This is a genomic window from Streptomyces sp. Ag109_O5-10, from assembly GCF_900105755.1.
GTDB lineage: Bacteria > Actinomycetota > Actinomycetes > Streptomycetales > Streptomycetaceae > Streptomyces.
In genome coordinates this window covers 3,184,516-3,201,952 of the sequence record NZ_FNTQ01000001.1, presented here as the reverse complement: position 1 = coordinate 3,201,952, position 17,437 = coordinate 3,184,516, and the positions used below count along the sequence as shown (strand labels likewise).

Below are 17,437 nucleotides of genomic sequence, written 5' to 3'. Positions count from 1 at the left end.
GGCCCCCGTAGCCGTCGAAAGGTCACAGAATGTCCCCGTGTGCCGATGGAGCCGGTCCTGCTCCGCCGACGACTGCCAGCATGCCCGGGCCGTCGGGCGGCCGCCGAAAGTTGTCCACAGGCGGTGGGTATTCGTCGTACAAATCAGACGCATGGTGGGGGATCGGCACCGAACCGTTCCGGACCCGGGACTTCCCCCGTGGGCAGCGGGTAACGTCGGGGCGTGCCCGCCGACCCACTGCACCGCGCCGGAAAGCCACAGCGCAGCACGACGAGCCAGCCGCCCAGCGGCTTGGGGGCGAGCGCGATCGAGGTTCGCAGGAGTGCCCGGCGCCGCCGGACCGTTTCCGCGTACCGCGAGGGCGATCGCACCGTCGTGCTGATCCCCGCCCGGATGTCCGAGGCGGAGGAGAAACGCTGGGTGACCGTCATGCTCAACAAACTCGCCGCCCAGGAGAGCAAGCGAGTGCTGGGCGACGCCGAACTGGCCGAGCGCGCCGACTGGCTGTCGGCCCAGTACTTCGGCGGCCGGGCCCGCCCCGCCTCGGTGCGCTGGGTCACCAACCAGAACACCCGCTGGGGCTCGTGCACCCCCTCCGAGGGCAGCATCCGGCTCTCGCACCGCCTCCAGGGCATGCCCGAGTACGTCGTCGACTACGTCCTCTGCCATGAACTGGCGCATCTGCTGGTGCCGGGGCACGGGCCCCGGTTCTGGCGGCTGCTTGAGGCCTACCCGCGGACCGAGCGCGCCCGCGGCTACCTCGAAGGGGTGGTCGCGGCGGGCCGGCTGCCCCACCTGCCCGGTGCGCGCGATGAGTGACCCAGCCCGGGAACGCTCCCTCCGGGGCCGTTGAACGCGGTTGTGTACCGGGTCTGTACCGACTTCTTCCGATGTCCGAGTTAGCCGTTAGCCTGGCGCGACGCACTCGCATTCGGGATGGGGGACGGTCGTCACGCATGGCCAGGGAATTCCAACGCGGCCACAAGGCCAGGATCAGCGACCTCACGGCCGGTACCGATCTGTACGTAGGCGTGCAGATCTCCGGTCCCGGGCTGACGTTCGACATCAGCTGCTTCGGCCTCGACGCCGACGAACGGCTGTCGGACGACCGCTACTTCGTCTTCTTCAACCAGCCGAAGTCACCCGAGGAGTCCATCCAGCTGCTGGGTACGCAGGCGGGTGACACGGAGTCCTTCCGGGTCACGCTGGACCGGATCCCTCCGCGGATCCAGAAGCTGGCGTTCACGGCGACCATCGACGGCGCCGGGCAGATGTCGCAGATCGCGCCCGGGTACATCCGGATCGTCGCGGGCGGCGAGGAGGTGGCCCGGTACTCCTTCAACGGCTCGGAGTTCTCCACCGAGCGCGCCGTGATGCTGGGCGACTTCTACCTGAAGGACGTGTGGCGCTTCGCCGCCGTCGGCCAGGGCTTCGACGGCGGCCTGGAGGCGCTGCTGAAGAACTTCGGCGGCGAGGTGCTGGAGGAGGAGGCGCCCGCCGCGCCGGAACCGCAGCAGCCGCAGACCGGGTCCGCGCCCGGCTTCGCGCCGCCCGCGTTCGGCGTTCCGCCCGCGCCCGCGCCGGCTCCCGCGCCGGCCCCGCCGCCCGCACCCGCCCCCCAGGGCTTCACCCCGCCGCCTGCGCCCGGTCCGGCGCCGGCTTCGCATGTGCACCATGCGCCCACGGTCATCGCCCCGTTGACCCCGCAGGCGCCCGGCATGGTGCCGCCCCCGTCCCCGGCGCCCGCGCCCTACGGCCAGCCGCCCGCCCCGCCCGGCTACGGCCAGCCCCCGGCGCCCCCGCAGACCCCGGGCCCGCCGCCCGGATACCCGCAGCCGCCCCAGGCCCCGACCCCGCCCCCGGGCTACGGCCGGCAGCCGTCGTTCGGACAGGTCCCCGGGCAGCAGGGCTATGCGGTCCCGCAGGGAGCTCCCCAGGGCGGTGCCGGTGTCGGTGCCGCGCTCCAGAAGTTCAAGGAGACGCCCACCGGGCAGCGCTGGACCCTGCAGAACAGCAAGCTCGTCCGCGTCGACCTCGGGATGGGCGGGCAGCCGGTGCTGGCCCGGCAGGGCAGCATGGTGCTCTACCAGGGCAAGGTCGACTTCAGCTACAAGGGCGCCGGGTTCGCCGGCCGGATCGTGGGCAACGCCACCGGCCAGGAGATGCAGCTGATGCGCTGCACCGGCCACGGCCAGGTGTTCCTCGCGGAGAACTCCGCGCACCTGCACCCCATCGAGCTCCAGGGCGACGCGATCTGCGTCTCCGCCGAGAGCGTCCTCGCCTTCGACGAAAGCCTCCAGTACGAGGTCCGCCGGATCGAGGGGCACGGCATCCCCGGCGGCGCGCTGTTCACGATGCAGTTCCAGGGCACCGGCACCATCGTCGTCAAGACGCACGGCACGCCCGTCGTGCTGCCCGTGACGCCGACGACGTTCGCCGACTGCAACGCCGTGGTCGCCTGGTCCGCGGCCTCCCAGGTGATCGTCTCCAGCCAGGTGCGGATGCGGCGCAACGCCTACCCGGGCGACACCGGGGAGAGCGTCAACCTGCAGTTCCGGGGTGCGCCCGGCAACTTCATCGTCGTCCAGCCGTACGAGGTCTGAGGGAGCCCGTCATGAACCAGCCGCTCGCGGGCTACGCCCCCGCACCCGTCACCGCCCGCATGGAGAACCACGGCGACCACATGCTGAAGGTCGCCATGCAGACCGGGAACGACCTCCTCGCGCGCGTGGGGTCGATGGTCGCCTACGAGGGCTTCGTCCAGTACGAGCCCAACCCGCCGGCCGTCCGCCAGATCGCCCGGGACTGGGTGACCGGCGAGGGCGCGCCGCTGATGAAGTGCTCCGGCGACGGCCTGCTCTACCTCGCCGACTACGGTGCGAACGTCGTCGTCATCAACCTCAACGGCGACGGGATCTCCGTCAACGCCACCAACCTGCTCGCCTTCGACGCGCATCTGACGTGGGGCGTGGAGCGGGTCAAGGGGCTCGCGAAGTTCGCCGGCCAGGGCCTGTGGAACACCAAGATCTCCGGACAGGGCTGGGTCGCGCTGACCTCCCGCGGCAAGCCGATCGTCGTCGACTGCGGCGGTGGCGAGGACGAGACGTACGTCGACCCGGACGCACTGGTCGCCTGGTCCCCGAACCTCAAGGTGAAGGGCAAGCGCAGCTTCAAGGCGCAGGCGCTGATCGGCCGGGGCAGCGGCGAGGCCTACCAGATGGCCTTCTCCGGCCAGGGCATCGTCGTCGTCCAGCCCAGCGAGGACAGCACCGACCGCCTCCGGTTCCGGGGCTGAGGGGGAGTCAGGAAACCATGCAGAGCCCGCTTTTCGCCTTCAACGACTCCCAGGTCCGGGACCGCTACAGCCTGCAGAACAAGCAGATGCTGCGGGTCGTCCTGGAGGGCCACGACGACGTCCTCGCCCGCAAGGGCACCATGGTCGCCTACCAGGGGCTCGTCGAGTTCGACGCCGAGTACCAGGGCCACGGCCAGGCACGCGCACGTGCGTACACCGGCGAGGGCCTCGACCTGATGCGCTGCCACGGGCAGGGCACGGTCTACTTCGCCAACCTGGCCCAGCACATCCACGTCCTGGACGTCGAGCAGGACGGCCTGACCGTGGACAGCGGCTACGTCCTCGCCATGGACTCCTCGCTGCACTACGAGGTCGTCGCCGTCGACAGCCTCTACGGCATCTCCGGGTCCGGGAAGTACCAGCTCAACATCACCGGACGCGGTCAGGTCGCCCTGATGACCTCGGGCGCGCCGCTGCTGATGCAGGTCACGCCCGACAAGTACGTGAACTGCGACGCCGACGCGATCGTCGCCTGGTCCACCGGGCTGCGCGTCCAGATGCAGGCTCAGACGCATTCCTCGGGCGTGTGGCGGCGCCGCGGCAGCACCGGCGAGGGCTGGGAGCTGAGCTTCATGGGAAGTGGCTTCGCGTTGGTCCAGCCGAGTGAACTGCTGCCGCCGCAGCACGCCCAGATCGGCCAGGGCATCGCCGCCCAGTTCGGTATGGGCCAGCAGGGAGCGCGCGGCGCGAACCAGGGCAACGTCTGGAGCTGAGAGCCCATGTGTAAGGGGCGCCCGCAGCGGCGGGCACCCCTTACACATGCGCCGACATGCGCCGGCAGCTCCCGAAGTCCCAGGTCAGAGCCGCGCCCGAGTTCCTTCCAGCAGCCGTACGACCGAGTCGTCGGCGACCTCCGGCACCTCGTCGTAGGTGAACCAGCGCAGGTCGAGGGACTCGTCGCTGATCACGTGGGCGGCGCCGCGCGGGGCGAGGGCCGCGTACTGGACGTCGAAGTGCCAGTGGCACGGTGCCGGGATCGGATGCCGGTCCAGGCGCACCGGGCCGCCCGGCAGCAGCGTCAGCCCGGGGATGCCGGACTCCTCCGTCGCCTCCCGCAGCGCCGCGGCCGCCAGCGTGGCGTCCCCCGGCTCGCAGTGGCCGCCCATCTGCAGCCACATCCGCAGCTTCCTGTGCAGGGTCAGCAGCACCCGCCCGTGCTCGGGGTCGACGACCAGCGCGCTCGCCGTGACATGACCGGCAGGACAGGCCTTCCACATCCCGTCCGGGTGTGCTGCGAGGTGGTCGAGGTAGGTCTGGCGCAGCTCGTCCTGGTCCTCGTACCCCTTGAGGACGAGGACCGCGTCGTCGTGCAGGCTCACTCGGTGTCGTCGCCCTTGTCCTGCTCGCCCTTGTCCTGGGCGTCCTTCTTGCGCAGGTCGGGCTTCTGCGCGGCCTCGCCGAGCATCTTGTCCAGCTCGGAGAAGTCCAGCTGCTCGCGGTGCACGAAGCCGTCCGGGTCGTCCAGGTCGGACGCCGTCGGCAGCATGTCCGGGTGCGCCCAGAGGCCGTCCCGGCCGTCGACGCCGCGCGCGTCGGTGAGCGAGGCCCACAGGCGGGAGGCGTCGCGCAGCCGGCGCGGACGCAGCTCCAGGCCGATCAGCGTGGCGAAGGTCTGCTCCGCGGGGCCGCCCGTGGCCCGGCGGCGGCGCAGGGTCTCGCGCAACGCGTCGGCGGACGACAGACGCGGCTTCGCGGCCGCGTGGACCACCGCGTCGACCCAGCCCTCGACGAGGGCCAGAGCCGTCTCCAGACGGGCCAGGGCGGCCTTCTGCTCGGGGGTGTCCTCCGGCTGGAACATGCCCTGCTGAAGCGCGTCCTGCAGCTGCTCGGGGTTCTGCGGGTCGAACTGACCGACGACGTCCTCCAGCTTGGCGGTGTCGACCTTGATGCCGCGCGCGTACCCGTCGACCGCGCCGAACAGGTGCGAGCGCAGCCACGGCACGTGCGCGAACAGGCGCTGGTGGGCCGCCTCGCGCAGCGCGAGGTACAGCCGCACCTCCTCCTTGGGCACGCCGAGGTCCTTGCCGAACGCCTCGATGTTCACCGGGAGCAGCGCGGCCTTGCCGGCCCGGGTCAGCGGCAGCCCGATGTCGGTCGACCCGACGACCTCGCCCGCGAGCACGCCCACGGCCTGCCCGATCTGGGTGCCGAACATGGCGCCGCCCATCGAGCGCATCATCCCGATCAGCGGGCCGGCCATGGCCTGCATCTCCTCCGGCAGGACGTCGCCCATCGCGGCCCCCACCCGCTCGGCGACCGGATCGACCAGCTCCTGCCAGGCGGGCAGCGTCGCCTCGACCCACTCCGCGCGCGACCACGCCACGGCCGAACCGGAACCCGACGGCAGCGACGTCGCGTCGTCCAGCCACAGGTCGGCGAGCCGGACGGCCTCCTGGACCGCGGTGCGCTCGGCCGGACCCACGCTGGCGTCCTTGACGCCGTCCGAGGTGCCCTGGGAGACCGTCTGGCGGGCGATCTGCTTGGCCATGTCCCAGTTCACCGGGCCGCCCTCGTACGAGAGCATCTGGCCCAGCTGCTGGAAGGCCGCGCCCAGGTCGGTGGGGTTCAGCGAACCGAACATGGCAGCGAACGGATTGTCGGCGCCAGGGCCGCCGAAGCCGCCGGCCCCGGGGGTGCCGAAACCGAACGGGTTGGCCGGTCCCTGCCCACCACCGCTCTGCTGGTCCTTCTTCTTGCCCTCGTCGCCGTCTTCCGGCTCCTCCGGCGGAAGGCCGAAACCGAATGGGGTGTCACTCACGGGAATCCTCGGCTGGTAAGGCCACCGGTTCTCTCCGGCGGCGCGGCTGCCCGACAACACCACCCAGCGTAGACACCCCGACCCGATCGGGCCTCAGTGCTTCGCCGACAGTCGGCCTGCGGCAGGATGGATGCCACCTGGTACGTACGCGTCACTCACGCTCGTACTGAAGACAACCGCTGGAGACGCCCGGTGAGTTCCCCAGATCCGCAGGTTCGCGCAGCGCGAAACCACTCAACCCCTCCCGCCGTGCGCGGGCCCGTCGTCGCCGTCACCGGTGCCGCGACCGGGGTCGGCGCGCTGCTCACCGAGCGGCTGGCCGCGTCCGAGGAGGTCAGGCAGGTCATCGCCATCGACGAGCGGCGCGGGGAGTGCGCGGCCGCCCAGTGGCACATCCTCGACGTGCGGGACCCGGCCATCGCGGACAAGCTGCGCGGGGCCGACGTGGTGGTGCATCTCGCGCTCGACCTGGACCTGGAGACCGATCCGGCGGCTCGTACGGCCTACAACGTGCGCGGGACGCAGACCGTGCTGACCGCGGCGGCCGCGGCCGGGGTGCACCGCGCGGTGCTGTGCACCTCCGCGATGGTCTACGGTGCGCTGCCGGACAACGAGCTGCCGCTGTCGGAGGACGCGGAGCTGCGTGCCACCGCCGAGGCCACCGGGGTCGGCGACCTCCTGGAGATCGAGCGGCTCGCGCGCCGGGCGCCCCGCGCGCATCCGGGGCTCAATGTCACCGTCGTGCGCCCCGCGGTGCTGGTCGGGGGCACCGACACGGCTCTGACCAGGTATTTCGAGTCGCCCCGGCTGCTCGTCGTCGCCGGGTCGCGGCCTGCCTGGCAGTTCTGCCATGTCGAGGACCTGTGCAGTGCGCTGGAGTACGCGGTCCTGGAGAAGGTCGACGGGGAGCTCGCCGTCGGGTGCGACGGGTGGCTGGAGCAGGAGGAGGTCGAGGAGCTCAGCGGGACGCGGCGGATGGAACTGCCGTCGGCGGTGGCGCTGGGGGCGGCGGCCCGGCTGCACCGGATCGGTCTGACGCCGTCGCCGGCCGGGGACCTCGCGTACACGATGTATCCGTGGGTGGTGAGCGGGAGCCGGCTGCATGACGCCGGGTGGCGGCCGGGGTGGACGAACGAGGAGGTGCTGGCCGAGCTGCTGGCGGAGGTGGCCGGGCGGCACACGGTGGTGGGGCGGCGGCTGGGGCGGAAGGACGCGACGGCCGCGGGGGCGGCGGGGGCGACGGTGGCGTTGCTGGGGGCGGCGGCCGTGGTGCGGCGGGCGCGGAAGGCTCGGCGGCGGATCTGAGGGCGGGCGTGGGTTTTCTCGCCCCCGCCGCCCCTACCCGTCCCGTCCTCCAGGGGGTGGGCCCCCTGCGACCGCCCGTATCGGGGGCTGCCGCCCCCGGACCCCCGCATCGGCCTCCGGCCTCGTCCTCAAACGCCGGACGGGCTGGGGAGTGGGGGCGGGCCGGTCGTCGTCGAACGGCGGACGGGTTGGAGGGTGGGGGCGGGCCGGTCGTCGTCCTCGAACGGCTGACGGGTTGGAGGTTGGGGGCGGGCCGGTCGTCGTCGAACGCCGGACGGGTTGGAGGGTGGGGGTGTGGACCCGTCGTCGTGCTCAAGCGCCGGAGAGGCTGAGATGGGGTGGCGGTCGGTCGTCGTGCTCAGGCGTCCGGTGGGCTGAGATGGGGTGGCGGTCGGTCGTCGTGCTCAGGCGCCGGGTGGGCTGGGAGTGGGAACCGCCGCTGTAGGAGTCTCCAAGGGCGCACGCGTGTGTGCCTGGTGTTGGTTGTATTCCGTGTGGTCGTGGACGTGCGGCAGGATGGGGGTATGGCTGCTGTGAGTGATCATCCTGGGGAGCGGGGCGCCGCGGATCCCGTGAAGCTGATCGGGATCCGGGAGAGTGCGCTGTCCGTGGACGAGGTGTTCGCGGCCGTGGGGGACGACGCGGCCGGTGGGATCGCGCTGTTCGTGGGGACGGTGCGGAACCATGACGGGGGCGCCGACGTGGACGCGCTCGGGTATTCGTGCCATCCCAGTGCCGAGGACGAGATGCGGCGGATCGCCGAGAAGGTCGTCGCCGAGTACCCGGTGCGGGCCCTGGCCGCCGTGCATCGGGTGGGGGACCTGCGGGTGGGTGATCTAGCCGTGGTCGTCGGTGTGTCGTGTCCGCATCGGGGGGACGCCTTCGAAGCTTGTCGAAAGCTGATCGACGACCTCAAGCACGAGGTGCCCATCTGGAAGCACCAGAAGTTCTCGGATGGGACGGAGGAATGGGTGGGGGCCTGCTGAAGGGCCCCTGTCCGGGCTCCGCTTGCGTAACCGTACCCCTCGCGTGAGCGTTGTCAGTGCTGGTGATTAATCTGTTGATCAGTCAGTCGCGGACGCTCATGGGGTTGGGAGGTCAGCATGGCGGCGCTCGTCTGGTTGCTGATTCCGCTGGTGGCGGCGGTCGGTGCCGGTGTGTGGGGCAGCTGGGCCAACCGGACCAGGAGGGCGCGCAGCGACGGGCCGGAACTCGACGGGTACGCACGCTTCCGCGAGGCCATGGAGAAGTCCCGCTCCGGCGGCTGAGCGCGGCCGGGGCGCATGTGACGGGTAGCCCTGACGGTGCGCTGACAGACCCGTCCCGTACTGTCTTGGCATGCCACGCCGCACCGCGACGATGCTCGCCTCCACCCTGATGCTGATCGCACTCCTGTGCGCCGGAGTGCTCATCAACGTGCCGTACTCGGAGATGTCTCCCGGCCCGACCGTGAACACGCTCGGGGACCACGACGGCGAGCCGGTGCTGCAGATCTCCGGCCACAAGACCTACGCGACCTCCGGGCACCTGAACATGACCACGGTGCGGGTCACCAGCGCCGACTACAAGATGAACCTCCTCGAGGCCGTCTACGGGTGGCTCTCGCACGACAACAAGGTCGTGCCGCACGACACGCTCTACCCGGACGGCAAGACGGAGCAGCAGTCCACCCAGGAGAACGCCGAGGAGTTCAGCCAGTCCCAGGAGAGCGCCAAGGTCGCCGCGCTGAAGGAGCTGGACGTCCCGGTGAAGTCCTGGGTGATCGTCTCCACGGTCCTCAAGGGCTCGCCCGCCGAGGGCAGGCTGCACGCCGGTGACGTGATCAAGGCCGTCGACGGCACCGTGGTCAAGCAGCCGACCGACGTCGCCACGCTGGTGACCAAGCACAAGCCCGGCCAGGACGTGGTCTTCACCGTCGTGCCGGCCAAGGAGCAGGCCGCCGCCGAGAAGGCGAACAAGACGGCCACCAAGACCGAGAAGGTCACGGTCACCACGACCACCTCCGACGACAGCGGCGCGAAGCGCGCCATCGTCGGGATCTCCGCCGGGACCGATCACACGTTCCCGTTCTCCATCGACATCAAGCTCGCCGATGTCGGCGGACCGAGCGCGGGGCTGATGTTCTCGCTCGGGATCTACGACAAGCTCACCCCGGGCAGCCTCACCGGCGGCAAGTTCGTCGCCGGCACCGGCACCATCGACGACGACGGCACGGTCGGCCCGATCGGCGGCATCTCGATGAAGACCATCGGCGCGCGCAGCAAGGGCGCCCAGTACTTCCTGACCCCGGCCGACAACTGCGCGGAGGCCGCCAAGGACACCCCGAGCGGGCTCACCCTCGTCAAGGTGAAGACCATCGGCGACGCCCTCGGCGCCCTCAAGGACATCCGCGGCGGCGACACCGGCGCCCTGCCGAAGTGCACAGCCAAGGGTTGAGCAGGCTTACGCACAGCCGTCCACAGAGGCATACACGGAGTCGTACACACAGCCGGGGGCGCCCTTCGTGACGAGGGGCGCCCCCGGCTGCCGTCCGGTGGCGGGCTCAGTCCTCGAAGGTCGCCCTCAGCGCGTCCGCCAGGCCCGGGACCAGGTCGGGACCGGTGAGCACCTCCGTCGGCGAGTCCTTCTCGCGCAGCCGTACCGCGGCGTCGCGGCCGCCGTCGCGCAGCACCGCGACCGTCATCCGGACCTCCTGGCGCTCGGGATGGCTCGCCACCCACTTGGCCAGCTTCGCCTCGCTCAGCCCCTCGGGGACCTGGGACTCGGCGGACGGCGGCAGCATCAGCCGCTCCACCGTGAGCGCGCAGCCGACCACCGCGTCCGGCCAGGCGATGGTGCCGAGGAACTCGTCCAGCGCCTTGTCCGTTGGCACTTCGTCCTGCTCGATCGGGGTGAGACCGGTGGTCGCGGACTCCTCCTCCAGACCGAGCTGGGCGGCGAGGGCCGGTTCCTGGACGCGCAGCCGCGCGGTGTCGACGAGGGCGAAGAGACGAGCGGGCTGGTCCCAGCCGAGGCCGGAGGCGTACTCGTCGATCTCTAGAACCGCCCGGGTGAGCGGGTTCGCTGCCATGGGAGTGTTGGACATGGTCACAATCCTGCCTCGTTCATGGCCGGAATCGGGAACCGAGTAAGCGGTGAGTAAGTTGCATAGGTGTGGCCCCGCGATCACGGGGGGACACGTCCGGCCCGCGAACAAGAGGGCCTGACGCAACAACAGCCGATCAACAGCGGATCAAACAGCGAACTTCGAGGTGCGCACCTTGGCTTTCCAGATGCCGGACCGCGGCGGAGGCCCGACGGGGCCACGGATCAGAGCGACCGGACGTCCGTCCAGGCGGGTGCGGACCCTGCTCCTGACACTGGGCGTCCTTGCCGCGCTCGGCATGGCGTTCACCATGTTCGCGGGCTTCTGGACGGACTGGCTCTGGTACCGGTCGGTGCACTACTCCTCGGTGTTCACCACCACCCTGTGGACCAAGATCGGGCTGTTCTCCGTCTTCGGTCTGCTGATGGCGGCCGCGGTGGGCTTCAACATCTGGCTGGCGCACCGGCTGCGTCCCCCGCTGAGCGCCATGTCCATGGAACAGCAGAGCCTCGACCGCTACCGGATGGGCATCGCGCCGTACAAGAAGTGGCTGCTGCTCGCGGTCACCGCGCTGGTCGGGCTGATCGCCGGCGCTTCCGCGGCCGGACAGTGGCGCACCTGGCTGATGTGGGTCAACGGCGTGCCCTTCCACCAGAAGGACCCGCAGTTCCACCTCGACGTCTCCTTCTACGCCTTCGACCTGCCCTGGTACCGCTTCCTGCTGGGCTTCGGCTTCGCCACCGCGATCCTCTCCCTCATCGCCGCCGCGCTCACCCACTACCTGTACGGCGGGCTGCGCGTCACCAGCCCCGGAGCGCGTGCCACCGGTGCCGCGACCGGGCACCTCTCGGTGCTGCTCGGCCTCTTCGTCGCCCTGAAGGCGGTCGCCTACTGGCTCGACCGCTACGGACTGGCCGTCAAGTCAAGCGACTTCAAGGCCACCGGCAACTGGACGGGCCTGAGGTACGTCGACGCGAACGCCTATCTGCCCGCCAAGACGATCCTGTTCTGCATCGCCGTCATCTGCGCGCTGCTGTTCTTCGCCACGCTGTGGCGACGCACCTGGCAGCTGCCCGTCATCGGCTTCGGCCTGATGGTCCTCTCGGCGATCCTCATCGGCGGCCTCTACCCGGCGATCGTCCAGAAGTTCCAGGTCCAGCCCAACGAGCAGGCCAAGGAAGCCCCGTACGTCCAGAAGAACCTCAAGGCGACCCGCGAGGCGTACGGCATCGACGACACCCAGGTCACCGAGTACAAGGGCACGAGCACGACCACGGACAAGACCAAGCTCCGGGCCGACGTCGACAACACGGCGAGCATCCGGATCATGGACCCGAACATCGTGTCGCCCACGTTCCAGCAGCTCCAGCAGATGCGGAACTACTACGCGTTCCCGACCAACCTGGACGTGGACCGCTACACCAAGGACGGCAAGGTCCAGGACACCGTCATCGGCCTGCGCGAGCTGAACCTCGCCGGCATCCCGAAGAACAACTGGATCAACGACCACTTCCGCTACACCCACGGCTACGGCGTGGTCGCCGCCAAGGGCACCGAGGCCGACGACCAGGGCCAGCCCGTCTTCACCGAGTCCGACCTGCCGTCCACGGGCGACCTGGGCACCTACCAGCAGCGCGTCTACTACGGCGAGAAGACCAACACGTACTCGATCGTCGGCGGTCCCCAGAAGGAGATCGACTACTCCGACGACAACGGTGAGAAACTCACCAGCTACGCCGGCAAGAGCGGGGTCAGTCTCTCCAGCCCGATCAACCGCGCCGCGTACGCGGTGGCGTTCAACGAGCCGCAGATCCTGTACTCGGGCGCGATCGGCAAGGGCTCGCGGATCCTCTACAACCGCACGCCCAAGGAGCGCGTCGAGGCGGTCGCCCCCTGGCTGACCATCGACGGCGACGCGTACCCGGCGGTCGTGGACGGCCGTATCCAGTGGATCGTCGACGCCTACACGACGTCGAACGGCTATCCCTACGCCTCCCGTACGACCCTCGGCGACACCACCGCCGACTCGCTGACCGCGACCAACAACTCGCGCGCGGTGGTGGCCCAGCAGAACCAGGTCAACTACATCCGCAACTCGGTGAAGGCGACCGTCGACGCGTACACCGGCGAGGTCAAGCTCTACCAGTGGGACACCGGGGACCCGGTGCTGAAGACCTGGATGAAGGCCTTCCCGGGCACGGTGCAGCCCAAGAGCGCCATCTCCCAGGATCTGATGGACCATCTCCGCTACCCGCAGGACCTGTTCAAGGTGCAGCGCGAACTGCTCACCCGCTACCACGTGACGGACGCCCAGACGTTCCTGACCGGCAGCGAGGTGTGGCAGGTGCCCGACGACCCGACCAACAAGTCGGGCGACGCGGTGCCGCCGTACTACCTGAGCATGAAGATGCCGGACCAGAGCGCCCAGACGTTCTCGCTGTCGACGACGTTCACGCCCAACGGCCGGGACAACCTGAGCGCGTTCATGTCGGTCGACTCCGAGGCCGGTTCGAAGGACTACGGCAAGATCAGAATCCTGAAACTGCCGACCAGTACGACCGTCGACGGACCCAAACAGGTCCAGAGCAAGTTCAACTCCGAACAGGAGATCGCGGCCGCCATCAAACTCCTCAAGGGCGGCGACTCCGAGGTCGAGTACGGCAATCTGCTGACCGTGCCACTGGACGGCGGCCTGCTGTACGCGGAGCCGGTCTACGTCCGCGGTGCCGGCGTCAAGTACCCACTGCTGCGCAAGGTGTTGGTCACCTACGAGGGCAGGACCGTCTTCGAGAACACCCTCGACGAGGCGCTCGACAAGGTCTTCGGCACGGACGGTTCCGGTACGGGCTCCTCGGACACCGGGACGACCTCGCCGCCGACGTCGTCCGGCAACCCCACCGTCCAAGCGGCGCTGGACGACGCCCAGAAGGCCTTCGCGGCGGGCCAGGAGGCCCTGAAGAAGGGCGACTGGACGGCGTACGGCAAGGCGCAGGACGAACTGCGGGACGCGCTCGCGCGGGCCGAGGAGGCGCAGTCCAAGGCGGGCAAGACCGGTGGCGGTGGCGCGACGGCGAGCAGCAGCCCGAGTCCGGGCGCGACGGCGAGTCCGAGCACCGGCAGCAGTCCCAGCCCCAGCGGGAGTTCCAGCCCGAGCGGATGATCCCCCGGCGGACGACCGAGAGCTGGTGATCAGCCCGGCCCGCGCCGTGATAGGGTTTCAACACAACGGCGCGGGGTGGAGCAGCTCGGTAGCTCGCTGGGCTCATAACCCAGAGGTCGCAGGTTCAAATCCTGTCCCCGCTACTGAAGTCGAAGGCCCGGATCCTCTTGGGATCCGGGCCTTCGCGTGTGCGCGTGGACAGACCGCCGGACCACCGGACCGCCCGCGGCGTACGGCCGAGCGGCGCCCGGTGTCCGGACGGGCGGCGAACGCATGTACCGGTGGACCGGGTCGCCGCGCCGCTGCGGGGAGTTGAGGGAGATGTGTTTGACTTGTCGTTCTGTGGGCATGTCGACAAAACGCTGAAGTGACCTCACGGTCTGCGGTATACGTGGTGTACCCAGGTTGCAGGTGGTGCGACGATGGACGTTATGGGGGACAAGGCAACTCTGTTCGAGACAGGGCGATTTGTGCAGTCTTCGGGCGAGGAGCCGACCCACGACGAGGCCGCTGAGGCCGCTGAGGAGGCACGTCACCGGCTCCAGGCCGAGGCCGGTGACGTCGAGTCGATGAGTGTGCTCGGTGCCATGCTGCTGCGCCGCGGCGACCTCGACGGAGCCGAGCCGCGGCTGCGCGCGGCCACCGCCGCCGGTGACCGGGCCGCCGCCAACAACCTCGGTGTCCTGCTGCACCAGCGCGGCTACCCCGAGGAAGCGGCCGGCTGGTGGCGGATCGCCGCGGTCGCCGGATCCGCGGCCGCGGCCCACGCGCTGGGCCGCCACCACCGTGAGCGCGGCGACGAACCCGCCGCCGAGTACTGGCTGCGCCAGTCCGCCGAACAGGGCCATGCGCTCGGCGCCTACGCACTGGCCGACCTGCTGGAGCACCGGGGGGACCCGGACGCCGGGCAGTGGATGCGGGCCGCCGCCGAGCGGGGGCACCGTGAGGCGGCCTACCGGCTGGCCCGCGCGCTCGACCGCAGGGCGGCCGCGCGCGAGGAGGGAACCGAGCCCGACGGCGGTGTCGACACGGAGACCGGGGCCGCGGAGGCCGCCGAGGCCGAGCAGTGGTACCGGCAGGCCGCCGCCCGCGGCCACCGGCGGGCCGCGCTGCACCTCGGCGCGATCCTGGAGAAGCGCGGCGAGCTCAAGGAGGCCGGGCGCTGGTACCTGACCTCCGCCAAGGACGGCGAGGCCCGGGCCGCCTGCGCGCTCGGCTTCCTGCTGCGCGACGCCGGGGACACCGAGAGCGCCGCGGTGTGGTGGCTGCGGGCCGCCCAGGACGGCGACGGCAACGCGGCGAACGCGCTCGGCGCGCTGCACGCCGAGCGCGGTGAGACGCAGACCGCCGAACGCTGGTACCGGGCGGCGATGGACGCAGGCGACGACAACGGGGCGTACAACCTCGCGCTGCTCTGCGCCGAGCAGGGACGGACCGCGCAGGCCGAGCAGTGGTACCGGCGAGCCGCGTACGCCGGACACCGCGAGGCCGCGAACGCGCTCGCCGTCCTGCTGCTCCAGGTCGGCGACACGAGCGGCGCCGAACCGTGGTTCTCCAAGGCCGCGGAGGCGGGGAGCGTGGACGCGGCCTTCAACCTGGGGATCCTCTACGCCGGGCGCGGCGAGGACCGGGTCGCGTTGCACTGCTACGAGCGGGCGGCGGCCGCCGGGCACACGGAGGCCGCCCTCCAGGTCGGCATCGCCCGGCTCCGCGAGGGCGACGAGGCGGCCGCGGAGCGCCATCTGCGGTGCGCGGCGGGCGGCGGCAGCGCCGAGGCCGCCTACCGGCTCGCCGCCGTCCTCGACGCACGCCGGCCGGCGGTGTCCGAGCACGAGCTCGGGGAGTCGTCCCTGAACGTGAAGACCGAGTGCGAGGAGTGGTACGAGCGGGCCGCCACGCAGGGGCACCGCCGGGCCCAGGTGCGGGTCGGGATGCTGGCCGCCGCCCGCGGGGACGTGGTGGAGGCGGCGCGCTGGTACCGGACGGCGGCCGAGGCCGGGTCGCGCAACGGCGCGTTCAACCTCGGGCTGCTGCTGGCCCGGGAGGGCAGCGAGCCGGAGGCGGCCGTGTGGTGGGAGCGGGCCGCCGACGCGGGGCACGGGCGGGCGGCGTTGCGGCTGGCCCTGGTCTACGCGCGTCGTGGCGAACTCGCGGTCGGGCAGCGGTGGGCCGACCGGGCGGTGGCGCTGGGGCCGGCGGAGGTGACCGAGCGGGCGGGGCGGCTCCGGGACGCCCTGCGGGAGGAGCTGTCGGCGTAGGCCGGTGTTCCCGCAGGTCAGGTGGGGTCACTGGTACTGATTTGCTTCTGTCCGTGTCCCTCACGTAGTGTTCAGTTCATCGACGCGGGGTGGAGCAGCTCGGTAGCTCGCTGGGCTCATAACCCAGAGGTCGCAGGTTCAAATCCTGTCCCCGCTACTGAAGGCCGAGGGCCGGAGTCCGGAAACGGATTCCGGCCCTCGGTGTTGTGCGCCCCCGCACGGCACGGCATGAGGCACGACGAAGGCCCCGGCGCTCGTCATGAGTGCCGGGGCCTTCGGGAACGTTCGTTCGTCAGACGGCCGCCGCGCAGTCCGGGCACAGGCCGCGGTACGTCACCTCGACGTCGGAGACCGTGAAGCCGAACCGCTCCGAGACGGGGAGGTCGGCCATCGGGTTGCCGGTCGGGTGGACGTCGCGGATCGAGCCGCAGCGGGCGCAGACCAGGTGGTGGTGCGGCTGGTGCGCGTTCGGGTCGTACCGCTTGGCGCGCTTGTCCGTCGAGACCTCGACGACCTCGCCGAGCGAGACCAGCTCACCCAGCGTGTTGTAGACGGTCGCCCGGGAGATCTCGGGGAGCTTGGTCACGGCCCTGGCGTGGACCTCGTCGGCCGTCAGATGGACGTGCTCGCCGTCGAGTACCTCGGCCACGACGCGTCGCTGCGCGGTCATCCGCCATCCGCGTCCACGCAGCCGTTCCAGAAGGTCACTCATGGCATTCAGCCTAACAGCAGGGCCTCCCTTTTTCCGAACAGGTGTGACTTTGGAACCTTGCTTGACTTGGACTAAGTCCAATGTGGGATCGGTCTCGCGCTACGACATCGCCGAGCGTGCGATCGGCAACTTCCGCCGGGCCGACGAGGACCTCGGCAAACGGCTGGAGGCCGCGGTCCGGGCCCTGCGCCCCCATTCGCGCCCGAACCGGCGCCGCTCTCGCGGACCTGGTCGCTCGCCGTGGGGATCCCTCGATCGTGGGTCGCGGTTCGGGGCGGCACCTGTGCGGGCGTCGCCCGTGAGGCGCCGCCTTGATCACGCGGAGACGGGCTGCCGGGCCGGGGCCCAGCATCGGATGATGTCGCGGACCGAGACGATGCCGGCCGGTTCGCCGCCGTCCAGGACGATCAGATGGCGGAAGCCGCCGTGGGCCATCGCCCGGGCCGCCTCCTCCAGCGTCCAGGTCGGGGTGGCGAACACGACGTCGTTGGTGGTGTGGGCGTGAATGGGCTCGGTGTCGGGGTTCTGGCCGAGGCCCACGGAGTTGAGGATGTCGCGTTCGGTGAGGATCCCGATACCGCCGGCGTCCGGGTCGTGGACGATCGCCGCGCCCACGCGGCGCGCGGACATCAGGGCGGCTGCCTGGCGGAGGGTGTGGGCGGGGCCGACGGTGAGAACCACGGTGCTCATGGCGTCGCGGACGAGCATGGAAGGTGCCACCTCCTAGAGAAATCGCCGGATAGTTCAGCGATTCACAAACGCACAAGTGAGGGTTCTCTCAGGGTGGCAGGTAAAGCACGGGTC

General features: G+C 70.7%; 15 protein-coding genes and 2 tRNA genes. 12 read left to right on the top strand and 5 right to left on the bottom strand.

Annotation, left to right across the window (positions count from 1 at the left end):
* The first annotated feature begins 222 nt into the window (after nucleotides 1-222).
* The 4 genes from BLW82_RS14590 (at nucleotide 223) to BLW82_RS14575 (ending at nucleotide 4,068) form a co-directional block, all read left to right on the top strand.
* Nucleotides 223-819 (top strand): M48 metallopeptidase family protein, encoded by a 597-nt coding sequence (locus BLW82_RS14590; RefSeq protein ID WP_093499200.1) that lies wholly within the window; start codon nucleotides 223-225, stop codon nucleotides 817-819.
* A 137-nt stretch (nucleotides 820-956) separates the two neighbouring features.
* Nucleotides 957-2,603 (top strand): TerD family protein, encoded by a 1,647-nt coding sequence (locus tag BLW82_RS14585; protein WP_093499199.1) that lies wholly within the window; start codon nucleotides 957-959, stop codon nucleotides 2,601-2,603.
* Between the two features lie 11 nt (nucleotides 2,604-2,614).
* Entirely contained in the window at nucleotides 2,615-3,295 is a 681-nt protein-coding gene (locus tag BLW82_RS14580) for an AIM24 family protein (RefSeq protein WP_093499198.1), read from the top strand.
* A gap of 17 nt (nucleotides 3,296-3,312) precedes the next feature.
* Entirely contained in the window at nucleotides 3,313-4,068 is a 756-nt protein-coding gene (locus BLW82_RS14575) for an AIM24 family protein (protein ID WP_093499197.1), read from the top strand.
* Between the two features lie 84 nt (nucleotides 4,069-4,152).
* Here the strand turns inward: BLW82_RS14575 and BLW82_RS14570 are convergent, their stop codons facing one another.
* Nucleotides 4,153-4,674: an NUDIX hydrolase gene (locus BLW82_RS14570; protein WP_093499196.1), complete on the bottom strand. Its 522-nt coding sequence runs from the start codon at nucleotides 4,672-4,674 to the stop codon at nucleotides 4,153-4,155.
* The gene (locus BLW82_RS14565) at nucleotides 4,671-6,113 is read right to left on the bottom strand and encodes a zinc-dependent metalloprotease (protein ID WP_093499195.1); all 1,443 of its coding nucleotides are present in this window, start codon (nucleotides 6,111-6,113) and stop codon (nucleotides 4,671-4,673) included. The genes BLW82_RS14570 and BLW82_RS14565 overlap by 4 nt, the downstream gene beginning before the upstream one ends.
* A 192-nt stretch (nucleotides 6,114-6,305) precedes the next feature.
* On the opposite strand from BLW82_RS14565, the gene BLW82_RS14560 reads away from it, so the two are divergent.
* The 4 genes from BLW82_RS14560 to BLW82_RS14550 all read left to right on the top strand — a co-directional run bounded on the left by BLW82_RS14560 (nucleotide 6,306) and on the right by BLW82_RS14550 (nucleotide 9,854).
* Entirely contained in the window at nucleotides 6,306-7,418 is a 1,113-nt protein-coding gene (locus tag BLW82_RS14560) for an SDR family oxidoreductase (RefSeq protein ID WP_093499194.1), read from the top strand.
* Between the two features lie 524 nt (nucleotides 7,419-7,942).
* A complete protein-coding gene (locus BLW82_RS14555) occupies nucleotides 7,943-8,404 on the top strand; it encodes a molybdenum cofactor biosynthesis protein MoaE (protein ID WP_093508048.1) in 462 nt (153 codons plus the stop codon).
* 117 nt (nucleotides 8,405-8,521) lie between these two features.
* A complete protein-coding gene (locus tag BLW82_RS44425) occupies nucleotides 8,522-8,686 on the top strand; it encodes a hypothetical protein (RefSeq protein ID WP_177232951.1) in 165 nt (54 codons plus the stop codon).
* 70 nt (nucleotides 8,687-8,756) lie between these two features.
* A complete protein-coding gene (locus BLW82_RS14550; protein ID WP_177232950.1) occupies nucleotides 8,757-9,854 on the top strand; it encodes a YlbL family protein in 1,098 nt (365 codons plus the stop codon).
* A 106-nt stretch (nucleotides 9,855-9,960) separates the two neighbouring features.
* Here the strand turns inward: BLW82_RS14550 and BLW82_RS14545 are convergent, their stop codons facing one another.
* Nucleotides 9,961-10,503 carry a PPA1309 family protein gene (locus BLW82_RS14545; RefSeq protein WP_256215798.1) on the bottom strand — a complete coding sequence of 181 codons (543 nt, stop codon included), beginning with the start codon at nucleotides 10,501-10,503 and terminating at the stop codon, nucleotides 9,961-9,963.
* 187 nt (nucleotides 10,504-10,690) lie between these two features.
* On the opposite strand from BLW82_RS14545, the gene BLW82_RS14540 reads away from it, so the two are divergent.
* The 4 genes from BLW82_RS14540 to BLW82_RS14525 all read left to right on the top strand — a co-directional run bounded on the left by BLW82_RS14540 (nucleotide 10,691) and on the right by BLW82_RS14525 (nucleotide 16,078).
* Nucleotides 10,691-13,663 carry a UPF0182 family membrane protein gene (locus tag BLW82_RS14540; RefSeq protein WP_093499192.1) on the top strand — a complete coding sequence of 991 codons (2,973 nt, stop codon included), beginning with the start codon at nucleotides 10,691-10,693 and terminating at the stop codon, nucleotides 13,661-13,663.
* Between the two features lie 69 nt (nucleotides 13,664-13,732).
* Nucleotides 13,733-13,806 (top strand) — tRNA-Met (locus tag BLW82_RS14535).
* A gap of 279 nt (nucleotides 13,807-14,085) precedes the next feature.
* Nucleotides 14,086-15,921: a tetratricopeptide repeat protein gene (locus BLW82_RS14530; RefSeq protein ID WP_177232948.1), complete on the top strand. Its 1,836-nt coding sequence runs from the start codon at nucleotides 14,086-14,088 to the stop codon at nucleotides 15,919-15,921.
* 83 nt (nucleotides 15,922-16,004) lie between these two features.
* Nucleotides 16,005-16,078 (top strand) — tRNA-Met (locus BLW82_RS14525).
* A gap of 135 nt (nucleotides 16,079-16,213) precedes the next feature.
* Here BLW82_RS14525 and BLW82_RS14520 read toward each other — a convergent pair.
* Both BLW82_RS14520 and BLW82_RS14515 read right to left on the bottom strand, forming a co-directional pair.
* On the bottom strand, nucleotides 16,214-16,633 hold the full coding sequence (locus BLW82_RS14520) for a Fur family transcriptional regulator (protein ID WP_093499190.1): 420 nt from the start codon (nucleotides 16,631-16,633) through the stop codon (nucleotides 16,214-16,216).
* Between the two features lie 315 nt (nucleotides 16,634-16,948).
* Nucleotides 16,949-17,341 carry a CBS domain-containing protein gene (locus BLW82_RS14515; RefSeq protein ID WP_093499189.1) on the bottom strand — a complete coding sequence of 131 codons (393 nt, stop codon included), beginning with the start codon at nucleotides 17,339-17,341 and terminating at the stop codon, nucleotides 16,949-16,951.
* Nucleotides 17,342-17,437: the final 96 nt, after the last annotated feature.

Excerpts from the sequence above, each read along its gene's own strand:
- BLW82_RS14575 (WP_093499197.1), top strand. The coding sequence starts at position 3,313 with ATGCAGAGCCCGCTTTTCGCCTTCAACGACTCCCAGGTCCGGGACCGC.
- BLW82_RS44425 (WP_177232951.1), top strand. The coding sequence starts at position 8,522 with ATGGCGGCGCTCGTCTGGTTGCTGATTCCGCTGGTGGCGGCGGTCGGT.
- BLW82_RS14520 (WP_093499190.1), bottom strand. The coding sequence starts at position 16,633 with ATGAGTGACCTTCTGGAACGGCTGCGTGGACGCGGATGGCGGATGACC.
- BLW82_RS14530 (WP_177232948.1), top strand. The coding sequence starts at position 14,086 with ATGGACGTTATGGGGGACAAGGCAACTCTGTTCGAGACAGGGCGATTT.
- BLW82_RS14580 (WP_093499198.1), top strand. The coding sequence starts at position 2,615 with ATGAACCAGCCGCTCGCGGGCTACGCCCCCGCACCCGTCACCGCCCGC.
- BLW82_RS14545 (WP_256215798.1), bottom strand. The coding sequence starts at position 10,503 with ATGTCCAACACTCCCATGGCAGCGAACCCGCTCACCCGGGCGGTTCTA.
- BLW82_RS14540 (WP_093499192.1), top strand. The coding sequence starts at position 10,691 with ATGCCGGACCGCGGCGGAGGCCCGACGGGGCCACGGATCAGAGCGACC.
- BLW82_RS14555 (WP_093508048.1), top strand. The coding sequence starts at position 7,943 with ATGGCTGCTGTGAGTGATCATCCTGGGGAGCGGGGCGCCGCGGATCCC.
- BLW82_RS14550 (WP_177232950.1), top strand. The coding sequence starts at position 8,757 with ATGCCACGCCGCACCGCGACGATGCTCGCCTCCACCCTGATGCTGATC.
- BLW82_RS14585 (WP_093499199.1), top strand. The coding sequence starts at position 957 with ATGGCCAGGGAATTCCAACGCGGCCACAAGGCCAGGATCAGCGACCTC.
- BLW82_RS14515 (WP_093499189.1), bottom strand. The coding sequence starts at position 17,341 with ATGCTCGTCCGCGACGCCATGAGCACCGTGGTTCTCACCGTCGGCCCC.